The 18,514-nt window shown below is 60.5% G+C and carries 14 protein-coding genes; 8 read left to right on the top strand and 6 right to left on the bottom strand.

Features of this window, described 5'->3' with window-relative positions:
• Positions 1 to 133 precede the first annotated feature (133 nt).
• Both HY696_10280 and HY696_10285 read right to left on the bottom strand, forming a co-directional pair.
• Positions 134 to 2,287: a S8 family serine peptidase gene (locus HY696_10280; GenBank protein ID MBI4238781.1), complete on the bottom strand. Its 2,154-nt coding sequence runs from the start codon at positions 2,285 to 2,287 to the stop codon at positions 134 to 136.
• Between the two features lie 132 nt (positions 2,288 to 2,419).
• Complete coding sequence (locus HY696_10285) at positions 2,420 to 2,857, bottom strand: hypothetical protein (GenBank protein ID MBI4238782.1); 438 nt, start codon at positions 2,855 to 2,857, stop codon at positions 2,420 to 2,422.
• A 101-nt stretch (positions 2,858 to 2,958) separates the two neighbouring features.
• Here HY696_10285 and HY696_10290 point away from each other — a divergent pair, with 101 nt between their 5' ends.
• The gene (locus tag HY696_10290) at positions 2,959 to 3,768 is read left to right on the top strand and encodes a hypothetical protein (GenBank protein MBI4238783.1); all 810 of its coding nucleotides are present in this window, start codon (positions 2,959 to 2,961) and stop codon (positions 3,766 to 3,768) included.
• A gap of 39 nt (positions 3,769 to 3,807) precedes the next feature.
• On the opposite strand, the gene HY696_10295 is transcribed toward HY696_10290, so the two are convergent.
• Together HY696_10295 and HY696_10300 are read right to left on the bottom strand one after the other, a co-directional pair.
• Positions 3,808 to 4,224, bottom strand: a complete 417-nt coding sequence (locus HY696_10295; GenBank protein ID MBI4238784.1) for a hypothetical protein — start codon at positions 4,222 to 4,224, stop codon at positions 3,808 to 3,810.
• 29 nt (positions 4,225 to 4,253) lie between these two features.
• Positions 4,254 to 4,469, bottom strand: coding sequence for a hypothetical protein (locus HY696_10300; GenBank protein MBI4238785.1), 216 nt, complete (start codon positions 4,467 to 4,469; stop codon positions 4,254 to 4,256).
• A gap of 346 nt (positions 4,470 to 4,815) precedes the next feature.
• Here HY696_10300 and HY696_10305 point away from each other — a divergent pair, with 346 nt between their 5' ends.
• Complete coding sequence (locus tag HY696_10305) at positions 4,816 to 5,733, top strand: hypothetical protein (GenBank protein MBI4238786.1); 918 nt, start codon at positions 4,816 to 4,818, stop codon at positions 5,731 to 5,733.
• Between the two features lie 159 nt (positions 5,734 to 5,892).
• Positions 5,893 to 6,774: a hypothetical protein gene (locus tag HY696_10310; GenBank protein ID MBI4238787.1), complete on the top strand. Its 882-nt coding sequence runs from the start codon at positions 5,893 to 5,895 to the stop codon at positions 6,772 to 6,774.
• Positions 6,775 to 6,854: 80 nt separating this feature from the next.
• Here the strand turns inward: HY696_10310 and HY696_10315 are convergent, their stop codons facing one another.
• Both HY696_10315 and HY696_10320 read right to left on the bottom strand, forming a co-directional pair.
• On the bottom strand, positions 6,855 to 9,845 hold the full coding sequence (locus HY696_10315; protein ID MBI4238788.1) for a hypothetical protein: 2,991 nt from the start codon (positions 9,843 to 9,845) through the stop codon (positions 6,855 to 6,857).
• Between the two features lie 50 nt (positions 9,846 to 9,895).
• Positions 9,896 to 12,115 (bottom strand): hypothetical protein, encoded by a 2,220-nt coding sequence (locus tag HY696_10320; GenBank protein MBI4238789.1) that lies wholly within the window; start codon positions 12,113 to 12,115, stop codon positions 9,896 to 9,898.
• 269 nt (positions 12,116 to 12,384) lie between these two features.
• Here HY696_10320 and HY696_10325 point away from each other — a divergent pair, with 269 nt between their 5' ends.
• The 5 genes from HY696_10325 (at position 12,385) to sufC (ending at position 18,508) form a co-directional block, all read left to right on the top strand.
• Complete coding sequence (locus HY696_10325) at positions 12,385 to 13,767, top strand: aspartate aminotransferase family protein (protein MBI4238790.1); 1,383 nt, start codon at positions 12,385 to 12,387, stop codon at positions 13,765 to 13,767.
• 117 nt (positions 13,768 to 13,884) lie between these two features.
• A complete protein-coding gene (locus HY696_10330) occupies positions 13,885 to 14,241 on the top strand; it encodes an endonuclease domain-containing protein (protein MBI4238791.1) in 357 nt (118 codons plus the stop codon).
• Between the two features lie 39 nt (positions 14,242 to 14,280).
• Positions 14,281 to 17,037, top strand: a complete 2,757-nt coding sequence (locus tag HY696_10335; protein MBI4238792.1) for an MMPL family transporter — start codon at positions 14,281 to 14,283, stop codon at positions 17,035 to 17,037.
• A 188-nt stretch (positions 17,038 to 17,225) separates the two neighbouring features.
• Positions 17,226 to 17,741, top strand: a complete 516-nt coding sequence (locus HY696_10340) for an Rrf2 family transcriptional regulator (GenBank protein ID MBI4238793.1) — start codon at positions 17,226 to 17,228, stop codon at positions 17,739 to 17,741.
• Positions 17,738 to 18,508, top strand: coding sequence for a Fe-S cluster assembly ATPase SufC (gene sufC / locus HY696_10345; protein ID MBI4238794.1), 771 nt, complete (start codon positions 17,738 to 17,740; stop codon positions 18,506 to 18,508). The genes HY696_10340 and sufC overlap by 4 nt, the downstream gene beginning before the upstream one ends.
• Positions 18,509 to 18,514 lie beyond the last annotated feature (6 nt).

Raw genomic sequence — 18,514 nt, forward strand, 5'->3', positions numbered from 1 at the left:
CCATTGCAGTTGGGTGAGGGGGAGACCATCAGGACTCTCACTATCTTGTAATCCTCCCCCTCACCCTAGCCCTCTCCCCAAAGGGAGAGGGAAAAAAAGCGCGGCAAGCCGCGAGGAATTTCACCTAGGAAGATTAAAAGACCACTAACGAACATCCGCCGCCGCCGGTACTCACGCCACCACTGGACGAAGACGACGATGTCGATGATGTCGCTTCCGCCGCGCTGCCGGCGCCATCCTCGGTCGGATTGTCCGGCGTGCAACTGACGGCTGTGACGGCCCGCACTGCGGCGAGCGCATTCAATTTGCCATAGCCCCACGTGTTGTTCGGCGTGGTGCCGGTGAAACTGTCCGCGGACGTATTGCTGATCAGCTTACTCTTAATATCGCCCGGCGTCAGGCAGCCGTTGCGTTCCAACATCAGCGCCACCGTTCCCGCGACGTGCGGCGACGCCATCGAACTCCCTTCCAACTTGTGATGCGTACTGTCGCCCATGTTCGACGCGGAATCGGAACTGCTCGAGGCCATCGTCGAAATGATCGGCTCCCCCGGCGCGGACAGTTCCGGTTTGGTCCGCCCGTCCGGCGTTGGACCTAAGCTGGAGAACAGCGAGATGCCGCCCGCCGATCCGCCAGTGACTTGCGTTTGATCGCGACTCGTCCCGTTCATATCGGTCCAGGTCGCGACATGTTTGAACGCGCCCACCGCGATGACTTTATTGGCCGTGGACGGGATCGTCATGGTGCGATCGCTGTCGCCGTTGACGTACGTGTAATTGCCGACCGAATTCGTGGTCCCGCCTAACGTCTTGCGGAACGACACCGCGCTGGTGAGATCGGGATAGAGCCACGCATCGCCGGAACAGGTCCCACTCAGGATCAGGTCGAACGAGTAATTGGAAATGCTGGAGGCACTGGTCCCCGACAGCCGCGTGATCGTCGCCAGCGCGTGCCGCTTACTGTTGTTCGCATTCGCGCTGTCGGTGAAATCGAGACTGATCGAAAATTTTCCGTCGTTCGCCGAGCCGCTGCTGCCGGCGCTGACGGGGTCCATGTTGATCTTCTGCGTCGTCTTGTCGCTGGATCCGTACGCGTCTAACTGCATCGTGCAATCGCTCGTGCTGTTCAGCCAGACATCCACTTGCGCCCCACCGTAGACCGTGAACACCGTGCCACCATCGCGGATCAGGAAGTCGTAGGCCTTCGTCTCGCTCGTGTGGGAGATCGTCGCGTGGATCCCGCCGAAGGTCGACGACTGACTATCGAAGGAAGAGAAATTTTCATTGCCCGCTGCGTTGACGATCGCGCGACCTTGCTTGTCGGATCCGTTCGCGGTCAACAACGCGTCGAGACTCTGTTCGAACAACGACGTTCCGTCGTGCGCGCCCAGCGACGTGCCGAGCGACAAGTTCACTACCGCAGCCTTGTGTTGGCTCTGCGCCTTGCGGAAGATGTAATTCACCGCGTCGATCACAACCGTGGCAAACGTTCCATTGCTGGAGGCATCGGTCGCGTTGTGTTTGACGGCCACGATATTGGCGGCCGGCGCCGCGCCTTTGTACGTGGCGTGATTGCTCGCCATAATCCCGGCCACATGCGACCCATGGCCGTTTGAATCCCCGTCCGGCGAACTGGTGCACGACCCGCCACTGGCCAAATTGCTCCCCGTATACTCCCGACCACTCGAACTGGAAATTTCCGCGACGCCGGTCCCCGTGGCAGTCTGGTCCCAATACGCCAAGATCCGCGTGCTTCCACCCGAGTCTTGGTAATCGGCGTGACTACAATCAATCCCGGAATCGACCACCCCGACGATCACGCCGCTGCCGGTATACGCCTGCGGCAGTCCAGCCGTCGCGGCCTTGCTCGCCGTATTGACTTGATCGGCGAACACCGCCGGCATCGATTGATTCAGCAACGGACGCAATGGTTTCGCGGCTTCGACATATTCGATCCCCTCGGCCATTGCGAGTTCTTCCACGGCGCTGAGCGGCAGTTCCGCAGTGAGAATGGAACCCATCACCGACCGCACGGCTCCACCAAAGTCTTCGATTAAACGGCGCGCCATTTCGGGGTCGTCGGATTTCACGAAGATGTCGGCCAGCGGCGTGCCGTCGACCGCGGCCTTCACGCCCCATGGCCGGCCCAACGCGGCCGCCACCGCCGGTTGCTCCGCAGCCAGCCGCAACGCGGGATCCAACCGCGTCGGCAGTTCCGCCGCCTGCAACGAGGCCCCCAATAACATGCCCAACACCACGCCCACTTGCATGCGCCGCCATCCCTTCATTCTAAGTGCCCCCTTCCCTCGCCCTGTTGGGGAGAGGGTTGGGGTGAGGGGGAGAACCACCGCTGCGGCCTCCCCCTCACCCTATCCCTCCCCCCAAAGGGGGAGGGGACTCGCCCACGAATTCAGTGCCGACTATTTCCCCACATTCACCGGCGCGCCTTTCGGTCTTACCACCGCCGCGCCTTCGATCACTTGCACAAACGGCAGCCGCGCCACGCGCCACAAATCGGTCAACCGCAAATGCCCCGTCAACAGCGTCGCCGACTGCGTGCCGTGCTCCAACACGCTGCGCGACACAAAGCCGGCGTAGCGCAACTGCTGCGCATGCTCTTCCTCAAGCCGTCCGTCGATCTTCACCAGACATTCGACCCACTGCTGCCGCCGCACCCACCCGCGCGCCGCAGTCCATTGTGCATTCAACGTCGGCGCGATCTTGCCCGATACCGCCGTGTCCGCAACAGACGTGCGCTCCGCCGCTCCAGCGGATCCGCCCCACGATACGCACACCATGCCGATCCCCAACAGGAGCCCGTGCATCCACCACCGTGCCGACCGCTGTGCACATCGCATAGCCCGCCCGTTAGCGAATCACCTCACGGAACGCGAGGGAAAAATTCGAGTGTGGGTTCAGGAATCCCGACCAACAACCGTATTCCCACTTTGGAGAGAGCATGCCTTTCAAGCACCTGCTACTATCGGGGCTGTTGTCGATCGCGATGATCGGATGCGGACGCGTCGACGACCCGTCACTCGATCTTGCCGACGCGGACCCGGCCATAGATCCCGTACCGGCAACGTCCGATTTATCGACAGCAGAGGACCCGCCGCCCAGCACGCCGCACCAGACCAAAGTCAACACCGTGACGCTGCAAGCAATCCACGTCGTGATAGAAAACCTGACCACGACGCCGGATCGCGCGGCGCGGCTCGAGGGCGACCAATTCGTCGGCATCCTCCCCTCCACCAGTCGATTTAAGGATACCCGCGACGACACGATGACCATCCCGTGCAGTCATCATGAAGGGACCGTTCAACTCCACACCGCCGGCATCGTCGACGCGGACAGCGCCGACAGCGTCATCGAGGCCGAATACCAGGATTGTCGCACCGACATTCGCACCCGCACGATCGGCGCGCCCCGCTGCAGCTATCGCGCGCGCGTCACTGGAAAGATCACCTGCACCTTCCAAGGCGCCGCCACCGGCACCACGGAAGTCCATATCGCCGCCCAGTGCCAAACCGATACGCCCTGCGGCGGACTCACCGTGGTCGTGGACGACGTATCCCACACCTATGGCACCGACATGACCGCCATCTACACCAAGCGCGAAAACGCCCTCTTCCTTCACAACGCCTTCCCGCGCACCGGCCAAGCCTGCATCGACGACTTATCGCTCCCATTCCCGCAATGGGGCGAAGTCTCCAACCTCAACGCCGCAGTCGTCGGATGTGAGGCGGATACGGAAACGACGGACGGTTAGATCTCGAGAGGAAACTCGATGCCCCGGCGGATGCGGAAATCACGGCTTCGACTTCTGTTCCTCTGCCATCAAGGCGCGCAAGAACGCGACATCGGCTCGATCCGATGCGCGATAGGTATCTTTAGTATCGATCAGCACCGCTTTCGACGGGATGGGGATCTGGACTCCATCGACCTCCACGTGTTCCATGCCGACGCGTTGGACTTGCTGAAAATCGACCGCGCAGGCCTTGCCCAACAGGTCGATCAGGATCTCATCCCCGACTCGCACCACGCCGTAATTAAGGACATCGTCGTCCGCTACCAGTGCAATGGCATTGTCCGGCAAGTATTGTAACGCGCGCTTGATCCGCTGCATGTTTTCGACGGACGGATTAACGAGCAAATCGACATCTTTGGTAAAGCGGCCCAGCCCATATAAGATGACGGCGAAACCGCCAATGAGCACGTACTCCACATGTGCATCATTGAGCGCCCGGCACAGGGCTACGAGGTCTTCGACGTGCGGCGCACGCGCGTACGTACGATCATTCGAGTCATCCATGCGTCGGCTTCCTTATGTGTCTTGAAACGGTACACGCCGCGAGGGACCAGCGCGTGACGCAACAAGCGATCCCCGGTTCGCTGCAAGATCCTCGCATCGCGCACCGGATCCGCCTTCCCCGTCCGCCCCACCACCTTCATCGTCAATGGCTTGCGCATATTGGAGCAGCATAGAGAGGTCCCGCTGGTTCGTCAATCGGGGGGAACGTCGGGGCGCCGTCCTCCTGCTTTCCGAACAATGGAACACTGCGGTGCCTCGCGAGGCTGGAGACCGTGCGAAGACTGCGGATATCCCGCGAGGCAAGGCGCCGATATCATGGGGAGAAAACTTTTTCCACCGTCGCGCGACCATAATACGCCCCTCTGGCCCGCATCTTGCTCATCATAAAGGGCAACGATCCGCCGGGCCCTAAAAATAGGCACCCACGAGAATCGGACTTGACGAAAAAAAAAAAAACCGAGGTATCCACACGACCGGATAACCGACAACTAACCAGGAGGTTCTATGGGAACCACAAGTATCCGCGACGTCATCTGCGGCGGCCTCACCGAGATCGCCAACCTCATCGCCCCCGTCATCGCCGTGCCGAAGCAGGAGCTGGAACAATTCTGCACCGCACTGAAAGCGGCCGCCGCGAACGACCAAGTCGTCATCGAGCAGGGCTGGAGTAAAGGCGCGCTCGGACTCTCCTACACGAGTCGTTTCGGACCATCCCACCTGCTCATCAGCGACGACAAGTCCGGCCCGGTCGGTCAGGGTCATCTTGGGGGCAGAGCCGCCTACGAATTGGGGGCACTGGGTCGCATCCTGGTCGGCGGGCTCTTGGGCCTCCAGGGCCTCTCCGAGGAGGCCGCACAAGCCATCACGAGCAGTCCCACCCTACTCGGGGCGACCCAATACCTCGCCTGTCTCCAAACCCAGGGCCGTGCCGCGTGCGCACCGGCCGCCAATCTGTTGCAAGCCAAGGTAGATGTCGAGGCCCTCCGTAACGACCCCGGCGCAGAAGGCCGGCTCGCGAATGCCGTATTCGCTGAAGCCATCGCAATCTGGGCTAAGGTTGAAAACTTTTTGCGCGCCGGCCGCCAGGCGGATTCCGACGACAGCGATCTGGATAAACTGGACAAGATCCCCCTCAAGTACGCGGCGGCCAGACCCGTCATTCCACCGCGCACCCTCGCGGAGGCCCGAGGAATCAGCCGTGTGGCGCATGAAATGTTAACGGAATTTGAAACGAATGAGGCACTACGATCGTTCGTCTTCGATGAGGGGGCGTGTAAAAGTGAAGGATGTGGCGGAATGAGATCCTGCGTGTTCTCCAGCTATTTATTTAGCTACCATGTTGAATGCCGATCTAAGCAAGAGGATGTTTTCAAAGTTTTGGATAAGGATTGGGGAAAGCCGACAAAAGCCGAGCGCCAATAAGGGATCGCTACTACACACTCCAGGACATTGCCAACCCCGCTCCACACGGCCGTGGAGCGGGGGGCGTAACGATATTTCACACACCTCCCCTGCAACCAACGCAATTCGCGCTTGACAGGGCGATGAAAGCGTTCTCAATGTCGCTGGCGAGGAGGGATTATGGGCACTACCAGTATCTGCAACGTCGTCTGCGGTGGACTCACCGAGATCGCCGACATTCTCAATCCAGTCATTAACGTGCCGCGACATGAACTGCAGCGACTCTGTACGACCCTCGCCAATGCGAGTGCGCTCGACCAAGTGACGATCGAACCCATCAAGGAAGGCGAACGCGGCACCATGACCCTGGCCTTCGAAGGCCGCGCGGAAGCTGGGAGCATCCGGTTTCAAGACACGAAAAGCGGCAGCGCTAGCACGCTGCCCCCGAGCGAACCTGCCACGTTTCTGTTGGGCGGCCTGAGCGCCGTCCTCATCGGGGGGCTGTTGGGAAACTCCGCCCTCTCCCAGGAAGGCGAAGAGCAAATATTGGGCCACTGGGTCTTGGGCGACGCCGCGAATTATATGCACTGCCTCCAAACGCAGGATCACGAGACATGCGCCGAATACACGGACACATTGCGACGCAATATTGCGTTTTTGCAGGCGAGCCGCGACCCTGTTGTAGGGAACACACAAACGAACTTCCCCTTCACGGAAACGACTCGCCTCTGGACGAAGGCCGATAATTTTTTGCGAGCGGGGCGTGAGAAAGATTCTGACAACAACGACCTCGACACCCTGGACCAAGTCCTGGAGAAATACAAGGATCGCCGCCCTACCGGTACACTACCGCTCCCTGTTGCGGAGGTACGAGCGGCAAATTACTGGGCTCATGAGATGATGCGTGAATTCAACACGAGTGGTGCGCTGCGTGCCTTCGCTATCGATTACGGAACATGTACTGAAACGCGGACCTCGTGGAACGCCTGCCCAGCGACCATTGTCGAAACGATTGCACCCGGTACAGTCTGCACCTTCGCGGGATACGCGTTCCGCAAATAGGCTCGCGTCTCATCAACATAAAACCGCCCGTGTCATTTTCGTGACACGGGCGGGCTTCTCACAAACAACGCACTGCAAATTTACAACACCAACTGCACGGCCTTCGCGGCGGTCGGCGTAACGGCCGGGGTTTCCGGCGCCGGGGCCGGGGCCTCCGGGGTCACGGTCGGCGTTGCTGGTGCAACCGGCGCAGCGGGACCGGCCGGGGCCACGGTGGACGGCTCGTCCACGATAACCTCCGCTTCAGTCGATTCCGGAGCTGGCTCCGGCATCGTCACGGTCGCAGATTCTGCACCGTGCGAGACGTAAATGCCTTGATCGGTGGCGGCGGCATAGTGGACAGAGCCGTTGATCGACACCGCACCGAGGCTGTAGACCTTCGGGCGGGTGTCGCCGCTGCGCATCGATGCCGTAATATCGGCCGCAGTGGCGCCGCCGTCACGACTCAGATACGCGCCATCTTCCTGGCCGATCAACAGCGCACCGCTGGTGCTGTCGACGGCCAAGCTGTACACCGGCGTGCCGGTCGACGCGGTCTTCCAGGCCGAGGTCAGATCCATCGAACGCGACAGGATCTTGCCGCTCTTGGTCCCGGCATAGACGAGTTTGGTTTGCGGATCGACGGTCACGGTGTAGACGTCTTCGACTTGGCCGCTGAAATTCACCAAGTCATACGTCCCCATCTCACCGCCGTTGAAGTCTTCCCACGAATTCACTTCGCCACGTTGACGATTCACATACACGCCGCGTCCGGTGGCCGCAAACAGCAAGGCTTGGCCATCGATGTTCACCAGCTCGAGGTCATTCACCACCACACCGAACAACGTCTTGCCTGGCGTCAGCGTCGCGCCGGCGCGCATCACACCCTGCCAGCCGAATTCGACCTTGTCACGGTTTTGGCGATAGCGATCGAAGTCGTCCACATACACGACGCCGTGATCGGTCGCGGCCAGGACTCGCTCCGCGCCTTCACCGGCATAGTCGATCACTAAGTCACACACTTGTTGCACGTTCACGAACGGTCCTTGATCGCCGCTGACGCCGACTTGCTTCGCGCCTTTGCAGCCTTCATGCTCGGCGACCCGGCTGCCCAATGTCCCCTTGGCGTCGACGATCGCAAACGGCGCGCCGACTTCCCACCCCGCGCCACCGTTGGACGAGACCAAGATCGCCCCATCCACTGCGGCGTAGGCCCGCTTGCCGTCATCCTTCTTGCTGTCGAACGCGAACGCATGCACGGTGAACGGTGAACCGAACAGGGTAAATCCCGCCGGGTTCATCTTCACGGACCCGGTCGTCGCAATCTTCGCAAAGCCCTTGCCGAAATCGAAGTCAACGTTGAGCCAGCCGTCATCATCGGTATGCCGACCGATCGACAACGTCGTGTCGGCGGACTTCGCTTCGGCATCGTAACTAAACGCCTTCGAGGTCCCGGCCAATACGGTGTGGCTGGTCGGATCGATCCCGACGCCCACCCATGCCTTGCCTTTGCCGTAGCGCTCGCCCCAAGTCCGGACCTGCACGTTCACCGGATTGCTGATCGGCGCGGTCTGCCCGTCGGCAGTCACCGCCTCGACATAGTATCCACCGGCCATGGTCGGTTGGAAGTTCACGGTCGGTCCCGCGCTGCGGACCTCGGCAAACCCGCTCGGGCCCTTGACGATGATCTCTTTCGCATCGCCAGCCACGGTCAACGCGACTTGCTCGCCCGCAAACACATCAGTGCGATCAGCACTCACTTGGAGCGTCTGGACCACGCGCGCCTCGACCGTCACAGTGACTTGCGCGGATTGTTCCCCGCCAGTGCGTGGATCGGTCGCCTTCAACGAATAGGTCGTCGTGGCCGCAACATCGACTTCGCAACTCCCGATCCCGTCTTGCGTGCTCGCGGCCACATCACACGCTGCCGGCTCGAGCGTCAACGTCGCATCGGTCGGCTTCACGGTCCACGAGAGCTTCACCTTCCCGGCGCCCTGGATCGTGTCGCTGCTCTTGTCGTTCACGCGGAAATCCACAATCAACTCTTCGGCCACGGTAACAGTCGTCTCCTGCGTGGCGATGTTGCCGCGGCTGTCGGTCACATTCAAGATGTACGTATACTGTCCGGCCCCGAGCGTCTGCTCGACGGAACACGCGGCATAAATATCTGCTGCGTCGTAGCCGCTGGTCGTGGTCTCGGCCTCCGCCTCTGCATCTGCCTCGTCCGTGCCCGTTTCATCGCCCTCGGCGCCCGCCTCATCCGTCGGCGTCTCTTCCGGTGTCTCCGTCGGCGCAATCGGCTGTTCCGGTTGGATCACCGGCGGCTTCACCGGCGTCGCCGGCGCGGCGACCGGCATCGTTTCGGTGCTCGGCAGCGGCGCGGACAATGAGAGCTTCATCAACGACATCGCGGTCGGCGTCGTTTCGTCGATCACGACCGGCTCTTCCGTCACCGGCGTGAGCAACTCGTCACTATCGGCCAACGTTTCATCCGTCGGCACGGCCGGCTCCGTCGTCGCCAACTCGATCTTGCGACCCGTTTCCTTCTCGATAATTTCAACGACCGCATCGCGCGGGACGACTTGGAAACAGAGCTGCGTCGCTTCGCCGACTTTCACCAAATTGTTTTCGGCGGTCGATTTGAATTCCAAGATGGTCGCGACCGGGACTCGCTTCGCCACGGTGACTTGGACTTGTTTCGTCGTGGTCCCGTCTTTATTCGTCGCCGCGAGCGTGAATGTCACTAAGCCTTCGGTGTCGATCCGCTCGATCGTCTCGCTGCCGGTCGCCGGCACTTCGTGCGCCGCGATCACGTCGCTGCTGGCCGAGAGCTCGTTTTTGTCCGCTCCGGTCACTTCCCACGAGAGCGTCACGCCCGTGCCCGCCTCGATCGCAATCGCGTCGCCGACTTTGGTCGCATCGGCAACGCTTGCGACTTTGAACGAGACTGCCGGCGGATTCTTGCTCGTCTCCGGCGCTTTGATCTCCGGCGCCGCTCCGTCGGAGCAGGCACTCAAGACCGCCGTCAGCGCAACGCCAAGCGCAGCGGCAATGCGCGACTTCGTGAAGAACCAGGACGTAGACGTTTTCATAAGCACCTCATCTCCTTCTCATTGCATCGATGACCCACTGTCGTGCCTCATTAAAATTCGCCGGCATCTCGCCATGCACCCGGTTTCCGCACCGGATCGCTCCGCTGATCCCGCGTCGTACCGAAGCCGAGCTTCAGCAACCCACCAGCATAGAAGGTGTGCTTCATGCCCGCACCCTCCGTGTCATTCACGTACCGACGCACGCCTTCCCAACCGAGGTCGGCCGAGAATTCCAACGTGACTGCGGTGCTCAGTTCAATTTCTCCACCCACTTGGGCGGTGACACGATGGAGGTCAAAATTCGACGTAAGTGTGGTGGACGATCCCTCATCGAGAGCTTTGCACTGAGCAATTGGGATACCTTGGCAATCGACCGGATTGGTTGCATCCCCGGCCTGTAAGAGCGCGCCGGACCCTTGCAACCGCTTAAACGTGTAGCTCGGTCCGAAAGTGATCGGACCTGTTTTAAAATGGGCCGGGCGCAGTGTCAAAATGAGGACCGACAGCGGCTCATACCGATCTTGAAACACCACTTTAGCCATCGGGACCCAAAGATCGCCGACCTTGCCGGAAATTTTCCCACTAACTTGATGAATATTCCCTTCGGCATCGCCAGATTCATCGTCAGTGGATTCGATAAGATTTGCGTAGTTGACGACCACAGTGAGCGCACCACCGATAAAGCTTAGTTCAATGCCGGCATTGATAGACGCCCCGGTGTAGTCGATCTCGCCATTCACATCCTCTTCCGACAACTGATACGGGGCCCGCGCAAACAGCCCTTTGACCCCACCGGTAACCTTGAACCCAAACTCCTTTCCGGCGGTTTCATAACCCACATGGCCATTCAGAAAGATCCCAGCCCACGGGTATTCCTCGACGTCATCAAGGAAAAGCCCACCACCCGCAGTCAATCCGCCCAGCTGGCCCTTGTTGCCCCACAAACTGGCGCGTACCAACGCGGTCGAGAATTTGAAGTCTTGTCCGGGGTTCTGCGGTCCGACAAAAGTCCCGTAATCGGTCAATCCCATATTCTTACGGGCGTATGCCGTCGCAAGTGCGGCACCCACACCAAACATATCGTTGTACCGATAACTCAACGTGGCCTCGGCCTCGGCGGAAACCCCTCCGCCGTCCTTTATGCCCGTGCTGGTTGCGACACTCGTGGCACCCCCAACACAAATATCCCCATCTGTATCGCCGCACTTCCGCTGGCTGATCGTCACCGTGACGTCATCAACGCGCTCAAATCGCCGATCCCTAATCAGCGGCTCCACCTTATTCGCTGCGGCCCACTGCTTCAGCTTGACCGAGGTGTTGTGGAGGCGACTCAGATAGGCGACGGCTGCGGCTTCGGTCTTCACCGGATCGACATTACGACCCGCCATCACTTCAAACGACGCCCGCTCCCGCGACCGGAGGGAGGCGACCGTGTAGGCGTCGAACGACTTTGCATCGGCCTCTGAAAACACCGTCGGATCCTTCAAGATCTCGTCGGCCTTGGCCTCGATCTTGGCCTGGTCGGTTTCGTTCAATAACCGCTGGCTGGCCATCGAGATCGCGACATCGGCCATCCGTCGGGCGGCGCCGATCGCGAAATCGACGAGGTCGGGGAGATAAATGCCCGTCAGGGCCTTGTTCGTCCGCATCGCGGTGGCGCGGTACTCCAAACGCAATTTTCCTTTGGTGGCCGTTCGGAATTCTTTGAGGAATGCGGCTTTCGCCTTGGCGTCTCCCCGATTCAGCGCGGCCAACTTATCGACCAACCCCTTACGCTGGGACTCATTGAGAGCGGTATTTCTCGTCAGTAGGGTGTCGAGGAGCCGCTTGGCGTCCTCGGCGCCGGTGGCGGTATCGATCGCCTTTTGCAGCACCATCTCGAACAGTTCCCCACCCAACTTGTCGATCCTGTCCGCGAGGGTGCGGAATTCGCCGTACTGTTGGCCGGTAAATCGCACTTCCGGCTTTGTTCCCTTGGCCGCCTGAAACACGACCACGTTTTTTTCATTCAACTTGGCAAAGATCTCGGCATCGCTCAGCCCGAAGTCGTTCTTCAACGCCACGATCAGCGAGCCGCTGAAGGTCTTCGTGTCCGGATGGTAATTAATGATCGCCCGCGCGTATTGCAGATGGTGCAGGATCAATCCCTGTGCCGGTTCCGCTGGGGAAGTATCAGTCGGTGTCGTTCCCGCCGGTGGCGGTGCCTCCGGCGGCGGTGCCGCGGCAAGAATGCGAGTGAGGGGGAGGAGTGAATCGATACGAGGACCCATAGGGAACTCCTTTCTTCTTCTGCGACGAGTGCTAGATCAACTTTCTCTCTACGCCAGCCTCGCTATATAAAGGTAGGCGCTGCTTTGTCGACTGTACCAACCGCAGGGACTCTCCCTGCATGCTTTTGATCGGCATCCACGAATAAAAGTTGCGTACTATTTTTATTGGCGGTCCGACGACCAAACGAAAGTCGAATAATTATCGGCGGTTATCCGACTAAAAAAAATGCTATTTTTTCCGCACTTTGGCTGGTACAGCCCAACTCACTATGAACCTGGAACAAATTTTCTCCGACCACTTGGCGGAACAACACGACTTGTTCGCCAAGCACGTGAACGCGCAATTGGTGCGCGTATTACGCACCATCGGCTTCGACAAACAGTACGTCCGCGCCCAAGGCGCGTATCTGTACGACCAACACGGCGCGCAATATCTCGACTGCCTCGCGGGTTACGGCGTCTTCAACATGGGCCGCAATCATCCGACGATCAAAGCCGCACTGCACGACGCGCTCGATCGCGACTTGCCGAACATGGTGCAAATGGACGCGCCACTGCTCGCGGGCGTATTGGCCAAACGCCTGCTCGAAAAAATCGCCGTGCCGAACATCGACACCGTGTTTCTCACCAACTCCGGCACCGAGGCCGTCGAGGCCGCGCTGAAGTTCGTCCGCTGCGCCTCCGGCCGCGCACGGGTACTTTACTGTACGCAAGCGTTCCACGGTCTCTCGCACGGATCGCTGTCGTGCAACGGCGCCGCGGAGTTCCGCACCGGCTTCGAGCCGCTGCTCCCCGGCTGCGAGGCCGTCCGTTTCGGCGACTTGGCCGCATTGGAGGCCGCGCTCCGCGACGGCGATGTGGCGGCCTGGATCGTCGAACCGATCCAAGGCAAAGGCGTCCACTGCGCGCCGCCCGAGTACTTCAACGAAGCGATTCGTTTGTGCCATCGCTACGGCGCGTTGGTGATCGCCGACGAAGTGCAAACCGGTCTCGGCCGCACCGGCAAATGGTTCGCGTTCCAATACTGGAATGAAGTCCCCGACCTGGTCTGTGTCGCGAAGGCCCTCTCCGGCGGTTTCATCCCGGTCGGCGCGGCGTGCTGTCCGCGGCGCGTCTACGACCGCGTCTTTAGTTCGATGGATCGCTGCGTCGTCCACTCCAACACGTTCGGACGCAACACGCTCGCGATGGTCGCGGGTCTCGCAGCGCTCGAAGTGATCGAAGACGAAGGCCTGATCGCCAACGCCGCGCGGCGCGGCGAACAGATCCTGAACGGGCTACGGGAAATGGCCACGCGTTACGAAATGGTGAAAGAAGTGCGCGGCCAAGGGTTAATGATCGGGATCGAATTCGGCAAACCGAAATCGCTGAAACTCCGCACCGGCTGGGAATTGGTCCAGCGGCTGAACAAAGGCCTGTTCGGCCAACTGATCGTCGTGCCGTTGCTGAGCAAACACCGCATCCTGGCCCAAGTCGCCGGCCACAACACAATCATCAAACTCCTGCCGCCGCTCGTGTTGAGCGACGCCGATGTCGACTGGATCCTCACCGCGTTCGACGACGTGATCGCCGCCTGCCACCAATTCCCCGGCGCCGCCTGGGAAGTCGGCAAGGAATTGGCGAAGAAGGCCATCAATCAATCCCTTCCTTAATCTCCCTCTCCCTTTGGGGAGAGGGCAGGCCGCCCGTCGTGGACGGTCGGGGTGAGGGGGAGAATTGCGTAACCCTCTCCCCCTTGGGGAGAGGGTTAGGTGAGGGGGAGGAGTTCAATGCTCCGACCGCACAAAACCATACGGCGCAAACTTCGCTCCGCATCGACCCGACATGAACAGCAATTATGGAGTCAGTTACGAAGCCGACGCTTCAGCAAAGTGAAATTCCGCCGCCAACATGCAATCGGCCCGTATATTGTTGATTTCTTTTGTCCTGCATTGCAGTTAGTTATTGAACTGGATGGCGGGGGACACACAGAGACAACTCAGCAAGCACGAGACGAAACACGCGATACGTTTCTGACCAGTCACGGCTATCGCGTCGTGCGGATCTGGAATCGCCAGGTCGACGAGAATCTTGAAGGCGTCTTAACTGCTCTGCTGGAACTTGTTCACAACTCCCCCTCACCCTAGCCCTCTCCCCAAAGGGAGAGGGGAAATGCAACCCTCCCTATGCGCCACCGACTCTTCACACTGCTTGCCCGCCTCATCAGCCGCCATCCGTGGGGCGTGCTCGGCGTGGCGTTGGCATTCACGCTCGCAAGTGCATGGCTGGCCGGTACGCGGCTGCATACGAACGCGAATCAAGACGACCTCGTTTCGGAACAGTTGCCGTATCACCATCGCTACATGGAGTACTTGCGCGACTTCGGCGATCACGAATATCTCTTTATCGTGGTGGAGTCCGCAGGCAACCAAGAGCGAGCCCGCGCCTTTCTCGACGCGTTGGCGACTCGGCTCCGCGCGCTGCCGCAACTCGACGCCGTGATGGCGAAGTTCGACGACCCGCTCTTCACCCAAAGCGCGCTGCTCTTCCTCGACACGCCGCAACTGGAACAACTCGTCGGCTTCCTGACCGCGCCCGGCTTCAGTCCAACCGCACTCGCGCGCGTCCGCGGACTGGACGACCTGTTTGAACTGATCAACGGGAAACTCGATGCGCCTCCAACCAGCGCGGACCGCGCGGTGCTGGAACCGATGTTCCGCGGCCTCGCGGACTTGATCCACGGCATGGTCACCGCAGCCGATGGAACGGCCCCGTATCAGTCCCCGTTCGCCAAACTGCTGCATCCGGCGGGCCGCGGGATCGCTCCCGACGATGCCGGCTATTTCAGCGCCGACGGGAAACTCCTGTTTCTCTTCATCTTGCCGCGCAAGGACTATCGCACGCTCGAAGTGATCGCCGAACCGTTGCGCGCTATCCGCGCCGCGCTGGCGGGCACGCGCGCCGAGTTTCCGGACATCAACGCAGGCCTCACCGGCCGTCCGGTCCTCGCGGCCGATGAAATGACAATCACCAATCGCGATATGACCCGCTCCACGATCGTCGCACTGCTCGCGGTGTGGCTGCTGTTTGCGCTGTTTCTCCGCCGCTTCATGACGCCCGGATTCGCCGTACTCGCGCTGGCGTGCGGCATCACTTGGACATATGGCTTCGCCACACTCGCCATCGGCTCGCTCAATCTCCTCTCCATCATCTTCGCCGTCGTCTTAGTCGGCGCCGGGATCGAATTCGGACTCCATATCGTCTCGCGCTACGGCGAAGAACGCGCGCGTGGCGCCACGCCGGAAGCGGCCGTGACCACGATCCTAACCCATACGGGCCGTGGCAACTTGACGGCCTGCCTGACCACTGCCGCCGCGTTTTTCGCTGCGCTCGGCACCCAATTTCTCGCACTGCGCGAACTCGGCGCCATCGCCGGCGTCGGCATCCTGCTGTGCCTCAGCGCCATGTTCACCGTACTGCCGGCCTTATTACTGCTGTGGGATCGATGGCACTCGCGTCCCCAGCCACCAGCCACTAGTCACCAGTCACCAGCCACCAGTCACCAGTCACGCTTCGATCCGCTCGCGCCACTCGCCCGCCTTGCCGCGCACCCACGCTGGACGCTGCTCGCCGGGATCATTCTGTGCGCAGTCGCCACACCGTACTGTTTCCGCATCGACTTTGATCACAATCTCCTCAACCTCCAGGCAGCGGGATTGGAATCGGTCCGCTATGAACGCCTGATCACCGATCAAACCGAGGGCTCGACATGGGAAGCCGTCGTCTTACAGCGCGACCTCGACGCCGTGGCGACCCAAGCGGCCGCGTTCCGTGCACTGCCGAGCGTCGGCCAAGTCGAATCGATCCTCGATATCATCCCGACGGAGCAGGCCGCGAAGCTGGCGCTGTTGCAACGCGTTGCAGCGCCGTCCGCCGATTTCGTATTGCCATCCCCCCGCGCGCGCCTCCAAGTCCCGAGCTTGTTGGCAGCGCTCGCAACGTTCGAAAATGCGCTTGGCCCGCTCGCGGAAGCCGCGCTGCGCCAAGGCGAAGCGGAGGCAGTCGAGGCACTTGACGCGCTCGGCACCGAACTGGAGACGCTGCGCACACGGCTCCGCAGCGGCGGAACGCCCGTCATCACAGCACTGGAAACTTTCGAACGCGCGTTTCTGGCCGATTGGCAAGATGCCGTACGGTTCCTGTTACAGAACTTGCGTCCACAGCCGATCACGGCGGAGGGCCTTCCCACGATGTTGAAGTCGCGCTTCATCGGCGCCTCAGGCGCTTACGCGACCTACATCACACCGCAAGGAGATGTCTGGGATCCGACCGCGATGGCCACGTTCGTTGAAGCATTGCGTCGCGTGGCGCCCGACGTCACCGGCGTGCCGGTCGAGGTCTACGAATCGAGTCGACTGCTCGAACGAAGTTTCCGATACGTCGCACTGCTCGCACTCATCGCGATCCTCGGCATCGTCGGACTCGATTTCCGCCATTGGCGCATGGCCGTCTGCGCCGTGCTGCCGCTGGGCTTAGGGTTATGGTGGCTCGGCGGCCTGATGGGCGCAATCCACCTCCCGTTCAATCTCGCCAACTTCTTCGCCATCCCGATCCTGATCGGCGTCGGCGTCGACAACGGCGTCCAACTGATGCATCGCGTGCGACAAGAAAATGGCTTCACGCCCGCGCTGCTCCGCAGCAGCACGGGCACCGGCATCCTGCTCACGTCGCTCACGACGTTGGTGAGTTTCGGAACACTGTGCTTCGCCGAACATCGCGGCATCCGCAGTCTCGGGCTCCTGATGACACTCGGCACGCTCACCTGCATGGCCGGCGCCACCGTGATGCTGCCCGCGTGGTTGGCATGGCGCGCCAACAGGCCATGCCACCAGCAGGCCATGCTGAAAGTTGATAGACGAAGTGACGTACAATCAGGCAGTTAGCCGCTGGCGCCGCTTTTGAGCGTTGCGGCACAAAAACTATACTCGAAAGTCTTCTTTAAATACTTGACACAAGAGTAGAATATTTGGATTGAGGAGTAAGCGCGCCGGAACGATAGTGGAGGCCTGGCGCGCGGTAGGGATGATTGCGATGCGACCGAAGAGGGAGCGTCGCACACCACAGAGGGGATATGCAGATTACCGCCCAGGAAGAGTACGGATTGCGCTGTATTGTCCAGGTCGCGCGCCGGCAGAGCGATGCCCAGGTCACGATTGGTGCCATCGCCGAGGCCGAGGGGCTGTCAAAGCAATATGTGGCAAAGCTGCTCCACCGGCTCCATCAGGCGGGCCTGATCACGAGTAGTCGGGGACTGCGTGGGGGTTACCGACTCGGACGGCTCCCCCACCAAATCAGCATCGCCGAAGTCATGGACGCCATGGGCGGCATGGTCCAGAGCCGCCGCCGTCGCAAGGCCTTCTGCGAGACGTATGTCGGCAAGCGGCCCCAATGTGTCCACCTGAGCAATTGCAGTGTGCGTCCGATGTGGTTTGTGCTGATGCGCCACATCACAGAAATCTTGCACACGCTGACGCTCCACGACCTACTGAACGAAGAAACGTTAGCGACCCAAAAAATTGAACAATATTTCGGCCACATCGGGGAACCACCCCTCGAACGCGCCGCTGCTGGAGGAATGAACGTATGAGCACACCCTATTTCGTCATTGAAGATTTGCACGTGGCCGTGGACGGGAAGCCGATCCTCAAAGGCGTCGACTTGACCGTGAACCGCGGTGAAGTCCACGCACTGATGGGCCGCAACGGCGCGGGGAAATCCACACTGGTGCATGCCGTGATGGGGCATCCGAAATACACCATCACGCACGGCCGCATCCTCTTTGAAGGCAAGGACTTGGTCGGTCTCGCCCCCGACGAACGGGCGAAATGCGGACTGTTTCTCGCGTTCCAATATCCGACCGCCATCCCCGGCGTTTCGGTGGTCAATTTCTTGCGCGCGGCGATGAAGGCCCAACGCGGCGGCGAGGTCCCGATCAAGGAATTCCGGACTACGTTATTGGCACAAATGCAGCTGTTGAAGATCGACCAGAAATTCGTGTCCCGCTACGTGAACGACGGCTTCTCCGGCGGCGAAAAAAAGGCGTTGGAAATTTTACAACTCCGGATGTTGCAGCCCAAGCTCTCGTTGCTCGACGAAACGGATTCGGGTCTCGATATCGATGCATTGAAAACTATCGCAGAGGGCGTCAATCGCAGCCTGAACAACGAAATGGCCGTCTTGTTAGTGACTCACTACCAACGGTTGCTCGACTATATTCAACCACATTTTGTGCACGTGATGATCGACGGACAGATCGTCCAGTCGGGTGGCGCGGAGCTGGCGCTGCAACTCGAAGCGCAAGGGTACGACACCTTGTACGGCAGCCGGCCAGAGACGGCACAACCGACTCACTGAGCATAC

The sequence above is a fragment of the Deltaproteobacteria bacterium genome, assembly GCA_016210045.1.
In the GTDB taxonomy this organism is placed as follows: Bacteria; UBA10199; UBA10199.